Annotated in this window: 14 protein-coding genes; 8 read left to right on the forward strand and 6 right to left on the reverse strand. The window is 62.0% G+C overall.

Features of this window, described 5'->3' with window-relative positions; genetic code table 11:
• Positions 1-837: 837 nt before the first annotated feature.
• Positions 838-2,280, forward strand: coding sequence for a hypothetical protein (locus RCH15_RS18575; RefSeq protein WP_326962133.1), 1,443 nt, complete (start codon positions 838-840; stop codon positions 2,278-2,280).
• Position 2,281: 1 nt separating this feature from the next.
• On the opposite strand, the gene RCH15_RS18580 is transcribed toward RCH15_RS18575, so the two are convergent.
• The 3 genes from RCH15_RS18580 to RCH15_RS19160 form a co-directional block, all read right to left on the reverse strand.
• Positions 2,282-3,289 (reverse strand): tyrosine-type recombinase/integrase, encoded by a 1,008-nt coding sequence (locus tag RCH15_RS18580; protein ID WP_326962144.1) that lies wholly within the window; start codon positions 3,287-3,289, stop codon positions 2,282-2,284.
• Positions 3,290-3,460: 171 nt separating this feature from the next.
• The gene (locus RCH15_RS18585; RefSeq protein WP_326962134.1) at positions 3,461-3,676 is read right to left on the reverse strand and encodes a helix-turn-helix domain-containing protein; all 216 of its coding nucleotides are present in this window, start codon (positions 3,674-3,676) and stop codon (positions 3,461-3,463) included.
• Between the two features lie 44 nt (positions 3,677-3,720).
• Positions 3,721-3,996 (reverse strand): winged helix-turn-helix domain-containing protein, encoded by a 276-nt coding sequence (locus RCH15_RS19160; RefSeq protein ID WP_442784538.1) that lies wholly within the window; start codon positions 3,994-3,996, stop codon positions 3,721-3,723.
• Positions 3,997-4,130: 134 nt separating this feature from the next.
• Between RCH15_RS19160 and RCH15_RS18590 the strand changes: the two genes are divergently transcribed.
• Together RCH15_RS18590 and RCH15_RS18595 are read left to right on the forward strand one after the other, a co-directional pair.
• Positions 4,131-4,472 (forward strand): hypothetical protein, encoded by a 342-nt coding sequence (locus RCH15_RS18590; protein WP_326962135.1) that lies wholly within the window; start codon positions 4,131-4,133, stop codon positions 4,470-4,472.
• Between the two features lie 42 nt (positions 4,473-4,514).
• Positions 4,515-5,012, forward strand: coding sequence for a hypothetical protein (locus RCH15_RS18595; RefSeq protein WP_326962136.1), 498 nt, complete (start codon positions 4,515-4,517; stop codon positions 5,010-5,012).
• Here the strand turns inward: RCH15_RS18595 and RCH15_RS18600 are convergent.
• Positions 4,966-5,289 carry an ArsR/SmtB family transcription factor gene (locus RCH15_RS18600; RefSeq protein ID WP_326962137.1) on the reverse strand — a complete coding sequence of 108 codons (324 nt, stop codon included), beginning with the start codon at positions 5,287-5,289 and terminating at the stop codon, positions 4,966-4,968. The genes RCH15_RS18595 and RCH15_RS18600 overlap by 47 nt on opposite strands.
• Before the next feature lie 312 nt (positions 5,290-5,601).
• On the opposite strand from RCH15_RS18600, the gene RCH15_RS18605 reads away from it, so the two are divergent.
• From RCH15_RS18605 to RCH15_RS19165, 4 genes are all read left to right on the forward strand, one after another.
• Entirely contained in the window at positions 5,602-6,384 is a 783-nt protein-coding gene (locus RCH15_RS18605; protein ID WP_326962138.1) for a hypothetical protein, read from the forward strand.
• 52 nt (positions 6,385-6,436) lie between these two features.
• The gene (locus RCH15_RS18610) at positions 6,437-7,162 is read left to right on the forward strand and encodes a hypothetical protein (RefSeq protein ID WP_326962139.1); all 726 of its coding nucleotides are present in this window, start codon (positions 6,437-6,439) and stop codon (positions 7,160-7,162) included.
• Positions 7,162-8,277 carry a C40 family peptidase gene (locus RCH15_RS18615; RefSeq protein WP_326962140.1) on the forward strand — a complete coding sequence of 372 codons (1,116 nt, stop codon included), beginning with the start codon at positions 7,162-7,164 and terminating at the stop codon, positions 8,275-8,277. The genes RCH15_RS18610 and RCH15_RS18615 overlap by 1 nt, the downstream gene beginning before the upstream one ends.
• A 510-nt stretch (positions 8,278-8,787) precedes the next feature.
• Positions 8,788-9,054 carry a helix-turn-helix domain-containing protein gene (locus RCH15_RS19165; RefSeq protein WP_442784539.1) on the forward strand — a complete coding sequence of 89 codons (267 nt, stop codon included), beginning with the start codon at positions 8,788-8,790 and terminating at the stop codon, positions 9,052-9,054.
• Positions 9,055-9,127: 73 nt separating this feature from the next.
• Here the strand turns inward: RCH15_RS19165 and RCH15_RS18625 are convergent, their stop codons facing one another.
• Positions 9,128-10,369: an IS256 family transposase gene (locus tag RCH15_RS18625; protein ID WP_326962141.1), complete on the reverse strand. Its 1,242-nt coding sequence runs from the start codon at positions 10,367-10,369 to the stop codon at positions 9,128-9,130.
• Between the two features lie 229 nt (positions 10,370-10,598).
• On the opposite strand from RCH15_RS18625, the gene RCH15_RS18630 reads away from it, so the two are divergent.
• The gene (locus RCH15_RS18630) at positions 10,599-12,041 is read left to right on the forward strand and encodes an IS1380 family transposase (RefSeq protein WP_326962142.1); all 1,443 of its coding nucleotides are present in this window, start codon (positions 10,599-10,601) and stop codon (positions 12,039-12,041) included.
• A gap of 257 nt (positions 12,042-12,298) precedes the next feature.
• Here RCH15_RS18630 and RCH15_RS18635 read toward each other — a convergent pair whose 3' ends face one another.
• Positions 12,299-12,610 (reverse strand): histone-like nucleoid-structuring protein Lsr2, encoded by a 312-nt coding sequence (locus tag RCH15_RS18635; RefSeq protein ID WP_326962143.1) that lies wholly within the window; start codon positions 12,608-12,610, stop codon positions 12,299-12,301.
• Positions 12,611-12,984: the final 374 nt, after the last annotated feature.

The raw sequence follows: 12,984 nt of genomic DNA on the forward strand, positions 1-12,984 counted from the left end.
ATTTTTCTCGATTTCAGGCCTCTGGCCGTTCTGCCATCCATGTTGACCTCTCTTTGTTCACTTCACAATAATTTTACTGTACGATCGTCCGTATATTTTATGCCTGCCCAAATCGCCTGTGCAGCCTCGCCCGTGGGTGGACCTGGAGTGCCGGACGCACGTTCAAATTCAAGATACTAAGGACGACCATGCAGACAACCCTGACGCTATTGTCGCGGCCGGAGTAGCGGTGGCCGAAGTGTTCTTCCATCTCCGCTTCCAGAGCGATCTCTAGTACGTTTTCCGTCGACCGATTAAACAGCCCGTCCGGACGGATCACCTCGATTCCCTGCTCCGTGGCCTGGGCCAGGGGCTGCTGCGCTAACTCTTGCCGATCCATTTCAGCAAACCATGGGCTCCCATGGTTTCGCTCATGATCAGTCCTCCCCGCCAGGCACCGCCCGGCGTGTCAGGCCGACCCCGGTTTCACCGTTCCTAAGACACATCCTCGGCAACTCGCGCACGGGTTCTTGATTCAATCTGGGCCACGGGCGTACTGCTGGTTGATTTGGCGTGTCCCTCATGTCTAAGCGCCATCGAGTTTGGTCTTGGATGCGGATAAACACAAGCGGTCTTTTGACCATGTGTGCACCTGAGACTGCCGCCGAACCCCGCATCTATTCCGCAGATTCGATGACAACGGACGAAAGCGGATGGCGGCAGAAAACAGCCTTGACCTGAGACGACCGAATATGTTGACAGCCCGCCGAAACCCCCGAAAGAGCCGTACTCTTACTCGTGGGTTTCGGCGATCATGCTGGATCGGACATGCTTCAATACTGAAAGGGCTGCTGGGAGATGGCAAAGACGCCGCCAACCGAACGTCAACTTGAGGTCTTGCATTGGATTGCCGATGGCTGCCCGGCGGGGACCTTGACGGACCCGAAATACAAAGTCAGCGCCTACGCGCTGGAACGTCGCAATCTTGTCCGAGTGAAGCGCCGCAAGAATCCATGGCTAGCGGAAATTACCGATGCAGGCTCGCAGCTACTTGCTAGTGGTGGAGCCGCCTCCATGACCGCAGCCGAGCCAGCAACGTCGACCTCGAACGCTTTCCAAACGCGTGCCGAGGCGCCAGAGTTATCGATCCCCTCAAACCAGCCCGTGCAGGTGCCGGTCAGGGCGCGCGCCGTTCCTGCCCAGAGTGCTACGCAAAAGATGATGGACCGCCTGGTGGTGGAACGTGTTCTTGAATTCACGAATGCGGAAACCGGAAGGTACAGGCAGCTCGTCACGGTCGCTCGGCGGAAGAAGTTGTTCCCAGACGACATGGAGCTCGTCGTCAACAGTAATTGGAACAAGCCATGCACCGTTGAGTTGAGACGCCGTCCAGAGTGGCAGTTGGTGACTCTTGCTCCAGTAGACGTGCCTGCAGTCATTCGGACGCCCCACGGCGTCGTTGCCAAGCTGAAACAGCTGCGGACAGACCGTCTTGGCATGGACGCGCCCCGGTGGAACTGGACGTTACGCATTGTCCAGGGACTCGTTATGGAAGCTGAACGACTGGGGTACGGAGTAGCGGCAGTACCTGTGGCTAAGCCGGACTACTATGGTCGCGTTAGCCGCGAAGAACGGAATAACGGTCATCTCAAAGTTGGAATCGGTGAAGACGAGGTCCATCTGCTTTTCAGTCAGGCTACGGAGCGAGTGCCGCATCTACTCACGGCGTCCGAACTTCGCCGACAAGCACATGGATATTCGGTTCCGACCGAGGAAGTTGCAAAAACGGACTTCCTCTCCATCCGTCTCTCGGGTTTGGAGCCACCGTTCTGGCAATCTGAGTGGACCGAAAATGACACGACACGCGCCGATTCGCTGTTGCCACGAATTATCCAAGAGATTGAACTGCGAGCCGCACGTGCGGTCGAGGTGCGGCTCGAAGGGCAGCGCCGTGACGATGAAAAGCGCCGGCAATGGGAAGGGGCTCGAGAACAGGCGATCCGACGCCTCAATGAGATGCATCGTGCCAGCGCCCTACTTGACCAAGCCGAGCGATTCCAACGGGTGCAGCTGCTGGGCGACTACATCGCCGCATTGAGGATCCACATCGATTCAATGAATCCGCTGGATGCGGGCGCTGCCACTGACTGGCTGCGCTGGGCACAAACCCATGCCAGGACGATCAGCCCGTTGCTCGGCGAGATTCGCATGCCGGACGATCCCGAGCCAACTGCCGACGCGATCAAGCCGTATATGAAGGGCTGGAGCCCGTATGGTCCCGATTTGGGGATGTGGAGATGAATCAAGCTGACGGTTCCTGGCTCCCGAATCGTTCGAGTGCATCGGTGAGATCAGGGGATTCCGTAGCTTTCGCTATGTAGTGCTTTTCTGTGATGGCTGTTCCCGAGTGACCGAGCTGTGCCGCGGCGTGCTTTGAGCTGTACTCCTGGTCAATCAGCGTGGCAACCGATTTGCGGAAGACGTGTGGGGTTACCCATTCGTAGGCGGATCCGGTACGCGCATCACGCCACTGCCTACGGAAGTTGTGCGGGCTCCGCACGGTCCCTGCGGAGGATGGGAACAACATGACTTCGGGATTGGGCTGCTCGGCTGCAAACTTGCGATGGAGAGTTTGCGCGGCGAAGGGTGGCACCTTCATCGTCCTGAATCCGGCCTTTGTCTTGGGATGGTCCTGCCGGTATGCGCCGCGCCCCCGTTCCATGACTACTGTGCCGGAAATGGTAATGGTCGGTGGCTCTGCTTGAAGATCAATATCCTGCCAACGGATGGCCAGCACCTCGCCTATTCGGGCACCGGTGGCAAGGAAAATGTCGAGAACGTCTAGTAGGTCTGTTACACGTGGCCGGCCTTGGTGTGTGGGGTCCTCCTGCCACCTGCCGATGACAGTTCGGAGCTTCTGAACGTCTTTGACCGATAGAGCCTTGACGTCCTTCTTTGCGAGTTTGATGGGTCCCACATCCCGGATTGGATTGCTGGGCAGGGCGTCGTGGCGTACAGCCAATCCAATGATTCCGGTGAGAACTATTTTTGAGTGCCGGGCGGTGGCTGGATGATCGACGGCAACGTTCTTCAAGAACCGGTCGAGCCTGCCAGTCGTAAGTTCGTTGAGCCGCAGTCCCGAAAGGGCGGGTGAGATGACTCGGTTGTAAGTATCCTTGTAGCCATCGATTGTCCGGCGGCCAGCGCGGCCGTTACTTTCGATTTCGGCGAACCAGAGCGTGCTGAGCTCAGAAAGTCGCATGCTGCGGGCAATCTCGGATTGGACTGGAGTTTGACGATCCTTCAGCATCGTCACCAAGGCTCGCTCCGCGCCGGCTCCGGTGTCACCCCAAGCTTCAGCTGCGCGAGTTATGCCGTCTGTATCCCGGTATCTGGCAGTGGCGCGCCACCGGCCGCTAGAGACTTTCTGACGGCGGATCTTCCCCCATGTACCGAGCGGCAGCGGAGGTCTTGGCGACATCTAGGCTTCCAGTCGAGAGGACAACCAGGAATCGTAGTCGGTCCGGCTGATTCGCAAATGCCTGCCGATTCGGTAGGCGCGGGGGCCGAGGTGCTTGACCCGCCATTGGTAGAACGTCTGCTCTGGAATCTGTAGCTGGGTGCAGATGTCCTTCGGGGTCAGCCACTGACCGTCGGCAGTGTCTGCAGTGTTGCTGCTTTTTGGGGTGGTAGCCATGAGGTTCTCCATCGTAGTTGCCGGCCCAAGGGCAAGGTCTGTTCCTATCTCATGGGACCGGGGCACTGGGACGGCATGACGGTGATCTGAAAACTCGCTTCCAGAGCCGCGGCGTGGAGCTGCACCTGATCGGCCGAGGCACTGAACTGAGTCGATGAGCGCTGCACCAGACCGGCATCGAGGAGTAGGCCGAGTTGCCTGCCGACGGCCGAGGGCGAAGCGCCGAGTTCGGTGCCGATTTGGCCACAGGTTGATGGCCCGTTCCTGAGAAGGAAGCGGATAATTCGGCTTCGCGTTCGGTTCATCAAAATGCTCGACATGAAGACCACAACCCGGGGAATGGTGAAGGACTGCTTCTGTAGACGGGTCTACAGAAGCAGGCTACTCCGGTTGAAGTCATGTTGGAAGGACCAAAGCGCGTAAATGAATCCTCAACGGGATCGAGGATGAGACCATGCAAGACCACCCACAGATCAGGGCCTTCACCGAGGCGGCCCTACTGCTTCGTGCTGAGCGGTACTGGCATCTCGGCTCAATTGGCGAGCAGACCGAGTTCCTGCGTGCTCTGAGTGATGTGCTGACCGAGGTCTGCTACCACCTGGACGCAAATGACGTGCTCCCGCTGGAGCTCCTCAAAGCCGGTCAGGACCTGGCGGCGCCGGCGATACGGAACCTGCCCCTGCGTCCGTCGGCCCAGCTTGTCCTGATGTCCCACCTGGACCGCCGAATCGAGCAGTTGATTGCCGCGCCGGATGACTCGCGCAATACTGGGGCGAAGGGGAGTCGTAGCGCCTGACCGGGCTGCCGGCCCCGATCGGATGGAGGGTGGGCACTGCGGATGGACGAGGCAGGTCGCGGTAACATGTTGTCTCCCCAGGCCCAGTTGGCTCGTCGTCTCAATCTGCTGCTCGACGTCGTGGTTGCCGAACGTGGGAAGCCCGTAACGTTCCGCGAGGTCCAGGCCGATCTCTTGGCTAGGGGTATCAAGTTGTCCCGCGCGCGCTGGTTCTATATGAAAGAGGGGACTGGTCGTCTGGTCAGCGATCCGGCGCTATTGGCCGAGCTGTGCAAGATCTTCAACGTTGACCCCTCTTACCTTATCGGCGACAGCGCCGACTTGCCCGAGCGGATCGATTCACAACTCGAGTTTGTGAAGTCGCTTCGTGCGGCCAGGGTGAAGACCTTTGCGGCGCGGACGTTGGGTGACGTCTCTCCGGAGACGCTGAGGGCCATCTCCGAATACCTCAACAAGGACATTGATCGCCATCCTGGAGCGGAAGAGGCAGCAGCTAATCCTCCAGAAGATACTGAAGATGAGCCGCCAGCAACTCCTTGATCCGAGCGGGGTTGGCTGAATAGCGCGGCGAGCGGCCATGACGTCGGCCCGGCTCAAGGTCCACCGCGATGGCGCCGGTCTCCTCGAGTGCAAGCAGGTGCTTGGCTACGCTCGGCTCACCGGCGCTCACTGCTTCCACGATGTCGCCGCGGGTCGCCGGACCATGTGCGGAAAGGTAGCGGAGGATCTCATTCCGGGACCTGTTGCCAAACGTCGCAACGGCTGCTTCGACGTCGGGGGACCAGGCGACGTCGTCAGGCTGCGTAATCCTTGGCATGCAACCATTCTTGCCGAACGCCAGCAAATACGTAAGACCAGGAGTCTTGACGCTAGTTTAATTATCTTTGACAATAGTTTGTATAGCCTTCTCGTAGTCGTGGTTGGCCCTTGCTGCGGCTGCCACTCTTGAGGTTGCCTGCCAAGCTGGCGCCGGACGTATTGGAATCGTTCAATTCAAAGCGGTGAGACGATGCGAGTCGAAACCCGGGCGGATCACGCCCAAAACGAAGAAGCAAGTGCAGGATATATCGACGTCTCATTGCGCCGTGCGCCGGAGCCGGCCGAGGTTTCAGTCCCGGTAGATCAAATCATGATCGCCGTCGACGGCGTACAGCGATACGTGGTTTCGCATCTCGCGCGGATCGGCAGATCCTGCGACGTGGACGACGTTATGCAGGACATCCGGGTCGCGGTGTGGGATGGGGTGAGCCGGGGACGCTACCGACAGCTCCCCGGTATTCCCTTTGGCGCCTGGGTTCAGGGGGTGTGTGCGAACGTGTGCGCCGCGCACGTCCGTCGGGAGCTGAGCCATCAGACGCTCCCGCTGCTCATGGATCCCGGGACTGACGGGCCGGCGTCGTTCGATGCCCTGGCGGTGCTGGGCATGGACTGGAGCGGGGATCAAAGTACAGAGAAGATCATTGACCAGCAGTGGGCACGAATGATCATTGAACTGACCCGGGCCAGCGTCCCAGCGGGAGTCTGGAATCTTGCCGTCGGCAGTCTCTCCGGGCCTCGACATTACGGTCCGCCGTCGCCGCAGGACCGCCGTCGCTGGCACGCGGTGACCGTGGTGCGCCAGACGGCGAAAACCGTTCAAAGTGCACTGGACGTTGATCAGGGAGCCATCCGCAACATCGGAGACGTGTCCCGGCACGCAGCCGAGTGCCTGCCCACCCCGGTACTCCGCAGAACAGCCGAGAGTATCGTTCGCCCCGGCCTCCGAGGACCCGAACGAAAGAGGGCTCTGGAAGCGTTGGCCACCCAGTTGGGCGTCACCGAGCGCTATCTGGCTGTCCAGATCGGCTTCGCGCGCCGGCTGTATCAAGCGGCATGGAGGATCCTCCAGGCCGGGACGCGGACTGCCTGCTGAGTCATGTGGTGGAACCGTCCTCCCGCCATGAACAGGCGAGAAGGAGGCCGGAATGTCCGTATTGCGGAGAGGCTCGCTGCCCGGCTCAAACAGCCGGCGTCGATGGTGGATCGCAGCAGTCGCGCTCTTGAGCGTGATCACGGCGCTCATCGCTGTTATGCGGCCGACGCCCACGCCCGCAGTGGCTCCGGTTCCACCGTCGTCAACGATGCCCATCCCGCAGAGCCCGGCCAATACTTCCACCGGGACGCCGGCACAAACTCCGACGACGGGTGCTGACGATGTGATTGCCGATGCAGACGGCGCGCCCCGCACTGCTGACTTCCGCAAGCTCGCCGCCGCTGCGGCGACGGCGATCTACACCTGGGACACGCGAACGTCGTCCTACTCGGAGGTCTACTCACGGCTCCGTGGCTGGTGGGCCGTGCTTCCGGACGGGTCCAATCCCTTGGCAGTCCTGGTGCAGGAGTTCGAAGCGACCGGCGTCAACGCAGGAAGCTATACGACTTTGGCTGATCAGCAGGCGTACCGGTCGGCCGCAGTTGAATCCCTGCGCTGCGACAGCAAGCTAGCCAAGGTTCGGGAGCGGCCGGCGCCATGGGAGGGCCTGCATGTGTGCACAGTCTCGCTTAGGGTTCTGGATCAATCGGCTTCGACCAGCAACACCTACACGGCACCCGTCAGCGTCATGGTGAACTGCCCGCCTGCTATGACGGCCCCGCCGGATCATTGCGTCATGGTCGGCTTCTACGCTTCGCCCAGCAGGATCGTGTACTGATGGCGGCCACCATGCTGTTTGCTGGGCTGGTCAAGCGCCGGGCCATCCTGCGGGTTTTTCTGGCCGCGGCCTCAGTCTTGCTCCTCGTGGGCGCCTTCGCTTTTAGCGCAACCGTGGCGGTGCTCGGCGCGAGCGCCGCCGACACCCCGCCCGTCTGCTCGCAAGATGGCGCAGCTGGCCAGCCGGCCGCGAACGGAGCGAGTGCCCTGAGCATCCGCGCAAGCAGCCAGGCCCCGGTCAGTGTGACCGCCAGGCAAATGGCCGTCGCGGGGGACTACGTTTCGATCGGCCAGCAATTGGGGGTTCCCCGGGACGGTCAGATCATCGCAATCATGATGGCTCTGCAGGAATCCAGCCTCAGAGTCCTGGCCAACGTGAATGTCCCTGCCTCGCTCGGGTATCCGCATGACGGCCTCGGCAGCGACCACGATTCCCTCGGCACCGCCCAACAGCGCCCTGCGGCCGGCTGGGGGACCGTTGAGGAGCTGATGGATCCCAAGTACAACGTGCGAGCCTTTTATGGCGGACCTGCCGGCCCCAACCATGGCAGCCCGCCGGGTCTGTTGGACATCCGAGGTTGGCAATCCATGAACACGGGCCAGGCTGCGCAAGCTGTTCAGGTGTCGGCGTTCCCCGAGCTGTATGCGCGGTGGGAGGCTGAAGCAACGGCCATTGTTGAGACGCTCGACGGCGGAACGGTACCGGCCGTGTGCGAGGGTGCGACGAATTCGTCGTCGGGCGCGGTCGCTCCCACAAATCTGAGCGAAATCCGCAAAGACATCCTGCGGTTTACCCAGGACGGAGTTGGCGGTGCCTACGTGTGGGGCGGCACGGCGTACAAGGCGTGGGACTGTTCCGGCTACGTCCAGTGGATCTATAGGCAGGCCGGAGTTAATCTGCCGCGAGTGGAGCAATGGAGGGTCGGTTCGCGGACGGACAATCCGCAGCCGGGGGACCTGGTGGTGCAGAACGCACAAGGGCCGAACAACTGGGGCCACGTTGGCATTTATGCAGGGGACGGCATGATGTACAGCGCGTTGAACCCTGCGGTGGGTACGCTATTGCATCCAGTAGCTTGGAATACGGATACGGCGTATTTTGATCTTCTGACGTGACACGTAACTATTTCTGATCTTATAAACCCGAACTTAGCTCCTGCAGGCCGGGCAGGAGCCGGAAGAATACGGAGTGGGCGGGGGATCTTAGGGGTTCAACGTGACTCGCTCTGTAAAGGTCGACGTCGGGGCCGGGCGGCGCATCGGATACATCAGGGTCAGCTACCTGGACCAGAACACGCAGCGCCAGCTCGAGGTGTTCAGCTGGAGAGGATCTTCACGTACAAAGCCTCGGGCAAGGACACCGGACGCCCCCAGCTTGAGTATTTGAAGCTTTGAGCGCCACCTCCGTGAGAGTGACACCCTGGCCGTGAACACGCATGGACCGGCTCGCACGGAACTTAGATGACCTGCGTTCCCCGGTGAAGGGGCTCACAAGGAAGGGTGTCCGGACCGAGCTCCTCAAGGAACAGTTGGTCTTCACCGGGGAGGATACCCTGCTGGAGCACCTGATGCTTTCGGTCATGGGGCGTTCGCCGAGTTCGAGAGGGCTCTGGTCGGGGAGCGCCAGTGGGAAGGGATCACCCGGGCCAAAGTCCGTGGAGACTACCGCAGACGCGGAAAGCACTTTCGACCGAGAGGGCAGGAGAGCTGCGCCGGCGGGCCGGCGCGGGGGAGCAGAAGACCGGCCTGGGCCGGGAATCCGGCATCAGCCGCGGAACGCTTTACCAGTACCTCAGTACAGACAGCCAAGCGCAGCCGCAGTATCCGCAACCCGGAACTAAACAAACCGAGGCCAGAACTCGAATAAGTTCTGGCCTCGGTTGTGTATCCTAAGCGATGCTTTAGTGGGATTCGGTCAAGTCCAAATGCGTGGTGTAACGCGGTTGCCGCGTGATCCTTGGTTTGTTTAGGCGCTGAGCGCCAGTTCTGGGGTGTTCACTGCCTCCTCTGTGGTCGTGGTGCCGACGGCCCGGGCCTGCTGGACGAGGTCCAGGCTGAGGTAGCGGCGGTCTTCGATCCAGTCATCGTGTTGCTCGGCCAGGACGGCGCCGACAAGCCGGATGAGGGAGTTCCGGTCCGGGAAGATCCCGACCACGTCTGTCCGCCGTCTGATCTCACGGTTGAGGCGTTCCTGCGGGTTATTGGACCACACCTGCCGCCAGAGGCCTTTCGGGAACGGCGTGAACGCGAGCACGTCGGCGCGGGCGGATTCGAGGTGGTCCGCGACCTTGGGCAGCTTCTCTTCCAGGGCGCGCAGGACGCGGTCGAACTGGGCGTGCACGGCGTCCGCGTCGGGCTGGTCGTAAACGCTGTGCAGCAGGGTTTTCACCCAGGGCCAGGAGGTCTTGGGTGTGAGGGACATCAGATTCGCCGCGTAGTGGGTTCTGCAGCGTTGCCAGGACGCTCCGGGAAGGGTCGCCCCGATCGCCGCGACGAGGCCGGCGTGGGCATCGGAGGTCACCAGCTTCACCCCGGAGAGTCCGCGGGCGGTGAGGTCGCGGAAGAAGCCGAGCCAGCCGGCCCCGTCCTCGGACGAGGTGGCCTGGATCCCCAGGACTTCCCGGTGCCCGTCGGCATTGACGCCGGTCGCGACGAGCGCGTGGACGTTCGCGACACGCCCGCCCTCGCGGACCTTCAGCACCAGCGCATCGGCGGCGACGAACGTGTACGGGCCCGCGTCCAGGGGCCGGGTCCGGAACTGCTCGACCTGTTCGTCCAGGTCCCGGGCCATGATGGAGACCTGGGACTTGGACAGTCGGGTGATACCCAGGGATTCGACGAGTTTCTCCATCCGCCGGGTGCTCACCCCGAGCAGGTAACAGGTCGCCACGACGGAGGTCAGGGCGGCCTCGGCCCGGCGGCGGCGCTCGAGCAGCCAGTCGGGGAAATACGTGCCCTGGCGCAGCTTCGGGATGGCGACGTCAAGGGTTCCGGCACGGGTGTCGAAGTCCCGGTGCCGGTACCCGTTGCGGGAGTTCACCCGTTCCGTGGAGGCCCGGCCGTATTCGGCGCCGCAGACGGCGTCGGCCTCGGCACCCATCAGGGCGGTGATGAAGCTCTGGAGCATCTGGCGGAGCAGGTCAGGGGACGCCTGCTCGAGCTGCTCGGACAGAAAACGGGTCGGATCGATAGAATAAGGTGCGGTCATCGCGGAGTTCTCCTTCAGGAAAGACATTGGACTGTCATTTCCAAGGATCACGCGGTGACCGCCTTCGCATCTGGCAACACGTCCGGAGTGGGCCGTTACACCACGCTAGCCCAGCGTTTTCATCAGAGCTGGGCTGAAGGGTGTGTTTAAGAGACGAAAAGGTGCTCTGACAAGGGAAAATAGGGGTGTTGAAGCCGTTATTCCCAAGTCTTGAAGGAGCACCTTTTCGATGCACAAGCCTACCAAGGTCTTTCCGTCCGTGCCGGATTCTTTCACCGGCCAGTCGCTGGTCTCCCATGCCGGGGCCAGGATCCTGACTTCGTTTATCGATGCCCTGGGATTCCGGGATCTGTGCGAGGACCGGCTGGGCCAGTTCGTGCCCGCGATGGCCTCGCACCGGCCCGGGAGGCTGCTCGGGTCTTTGGCGGTGATGCTCGCCGCCGGCGGCGAGCATGCCTCGGACCTGGACATCCTGCGCTCCCAGCCCGGCGTGTTCGGGAAGGTGCCCTCGAACGCCACGGTCTCGCGGTTCTTCGAACGCACCGTGAAGAACCCGGAGGTGTTCGACTACGGCTTTTCGACCCTGGCCAAGGAACTGCGGACCCGGGCCTGGGAAGCCGCAGGGGACCGCAGCCCCGCGGTGAAGGCGACGGCCGCGGACCCGCTGCTTATCGACCTCGACGCGACACTGGTGACCTCGCACTCGGAGAAGGAACAAGCCACCGGAAACTACAAGGGCGGGTTTGGATTCGCCCCGTTCACCGCCAGCATCGACTACGGTGCCGGCAACGGCACCGGGGAGGAACTCACGGCCCTGATGCGGCACGGCGGGGCCACGGCGAACAACGCCGAGGACCACATCCGCATCTTCGAGGCCGCCACCGCGGTCCTGCCCGACTCCCTTTACGGTGCCGACGAGGAACTGGACGGGGAGAAGATCCTGGTCCGCACCGACAGCGCCGGCGCGTCCCGTAAATTCCTCTGGTACCTGCATTCGCGCGGCGTGCAGTTCTCGTCCTCCTACCCCGTGCCGGTCGGCAAGGCCCACATGATCGACTGGATCAACGACAAGAAATACTGGCAGCCGGCCCTGGACCAGGACGGCAACGAACGGGACAACGCCTGGGTCATCAACGCCACCGGGGTGATCCCGCTCGAGGACTACCCGCCCGGGACGAAGATCTTCCTGCGCGCGGAACCGCTGCACCCGGGCGCGACCCCGACGCTGCTCGACATCAACGGTCACCGTGTGACAGCGTTTCTGACGAACTCCCCGCGCTGGCACGGACCGTTCCTGGATGCCCGGCACCGGGCCCGCGGCCGCTGCGAGAACCGCATCAAGACGCTGAAAAACACCGGCCTGGGCAAGCTCCCGTTCTTCGATTTCGCCGCGAACCAGGCCTGGGCGAACCTCGCGGTCCTGGCCGCGAACCTGGTCTCCTGGCTCCAACTCGCCGCCCTGCCCGCCGGCCACAAGGCCCGGGGCTGGGACATCAAACGCTGGCGCTACCGGCTCTTCGCCACCGCCGGGAAGATCATCACCCGCGCCCGTAAAAGCCATCTCCTGCTGCCCGCCGCCGCGCCCAAGCAACCCCTGATCAGCACCCTGCTCGAAGCCATCGGCAGGATCGCCGCCGCCGCGAACCGTCCCGCGGTCCTCCTGCGGGCCTGACACCGCAGCCCACGGAAGATCACGAGCAGGAAAGAAGAACACCCACGGGACCAGTGGAAGCCCGCGCCTGACCCGGCGACCCAGGGCCTCTCAGCCACGCCCGAAATCCGATTCAGCCCGCCGGGACGGCAAAAACCGCACCCAGCGCCCCGACCGCCGACCGATGAAAAATCCGGGCTAATGGACGTAACCTGGGATTCTGCTATTGACCCAGCCGATATCAGCCGGCAGAACTCCGGAACTGGGTGGTACTGCCCTTAGTGCGCGGTTTCGTACTTCTCCATGATGTCAGCCTGTATACGGCCGCGGGTATTGACTGGCAGGCCCTGATCGGCCGCCCACAGCCGGACTTCGCGGGCATTGGAGGAAGCTGGACGGGCTGTCCGAGCTCGTCCGCCGGTCCTCCGGCCTGCTTTGGTATAGCGGTTGAATGTTTCACGCAGTTCGCGTGCGTGAGCATCATTGAGATCAATTGCGTATTCGACGCCGTCGAGGGCAAACAAAATTGTCTCATCCGCCTCGGTGCCGTCGAAGTCATCTTCCAAAAGGGTTACTACTCTTTGTGCCATAGGAAAAGCATAGGTCTTCGAACTCGCGTCCCGTGGTGGCTACTGCTTTGGAAGCAGGCGGCAGCCGACAGAGGTCTGAGTTTTCAATGAGACTTCGCCGGCCCTGCCTCCTACGTGAAAGCAACGTCGACATCTCGAACCATGATGTGGATTTGGATTGTCGTAGTCGTGGCGTCGAACATCTCGGAATCGGCGGGTATATGTTCGCAGTTACTCCGCCTGCTGTGGGAGTCTTCCCCCACACGTTGCCGGACTTGGCTCAGTGCTGCCTCCCGTAGGGGCTCTTCGAGGTTCCCGGGGAATGGTCTGCTGAGATGATTGCTCATGCTGCCATCCGGGCTGCACTTCTCAAGAGGATACGCGATTTGTAGTTG

Origin of the sequence: Arthrobacter sp. MP_M4, assembly GCF_035984855.1 — a bacterium.
In the GTDB taxonomy this organism is placed as follows: domain Bacteria; phylum Actinomycetota; class Actinomycetes; order Actinomycetales; family Micrococcaceae; genus Arthrobacter.

What these genes read in the sequence shown, in the direction of transcription:
- RCH15_RS18575 (WP_326962133.1), top strand. Translation starts at nt 838, where the DNA reads ATGGCAAAGACGCCGCCAACCGAACGTCAACTTGAGGTCTTGCATTGG.
- RCH15_RS18580 (WP_326962144.1), bottom strand. Translation starts at nt 3,289, where the DNA reads ATGCTGAAGGATCGTCAAACTCCAGTCCAATCCGAGATTGCCCGCAGC.
- RCH15_RS18585 (WP_326962134.1), bottom strand. Translation starts at nt 3,676, where the DNA reads ATGGCTACCACCCCAAAAAGCAGCAACACTGCAGACACTGCCGACGGT.
- RCH15_RS19160 (WP_442784538.1), bottom strand. Translation starts at nt 3,996, where the DNA reads ATGTCGAGCATTTTGATGAACCGAACGCGAAGCCGAATTATCCGCTTC.
- RCH15_RS18590 (WP_326962135.1), top strand. Translation starts at nt 4,131, where the DNA reads ATGCAAGACCACCCACAGATCAGGGCCTTCACCGAGGCGGCCCTACTG.
- RCH15_RS18595 (WP_326962136.1), top strand. Translation starts at nt 4,515, where the DNA reads ATGGACGAGGCAGGTCGCGGTAACATGTTGTCTCCCCAGGCCCAGTTG.
- RCH15_RS18600 (WP_326962137.1), bottom strand. Translation starts at nt 5,289, where the DNA reads ATGCCAAGGATTACGCAGCCTGACGACGTCGCCTGGTCCCCCGACGTC.
- RCH15_RS18605 (WP_326962138.1), top strand. Translation starts at nt 5,602, where the DNA reads ATGATCGCCGTCGACGGCGTACAGCGATACGTGGTTTCGCATCTCGCG.
- RCH15_RS18610 (WP_326962139.1), top strand. Translation starts at nt 6,437, where the DNA reads ATGTCCGTATTGCGGAGAGGCTCGCTGCCCGGCTCAAACAGCCGGCGT.
- RCH15_RS18615 (WP_326962140.1), top strand. Translation starts at nt 7,162, where the DNA reads ATGGCGGCCACCATGCTGTTTGCTGGGCTGGTCAAGCGCCGGGCCATC.
- RCH15_RS18625 (WP_326962141.1), bottom strand. Translation starts at nt 10,369, where the DNA reads ATGACCGCACCTTATTCTATCGATCCGACCCGTTTTCTGTCCGAGCAG.
- RCH15_RS18630 (WP_326962142.1), top strand. Translation starts at nt 10,599, where the DNA reads ATGCACAAGCCTACCAAGGTCTTTCCGTCCGTGCCGGATTCTTTCACC.
- RCH15_RS18635 (WP_326962143.1), bottom strand. Translation starts at nt 12,610, where the DNA reads ATGGCACAAAGAGTAGTAACCCTTTTGGAAGATGACTTCGACGGCACC.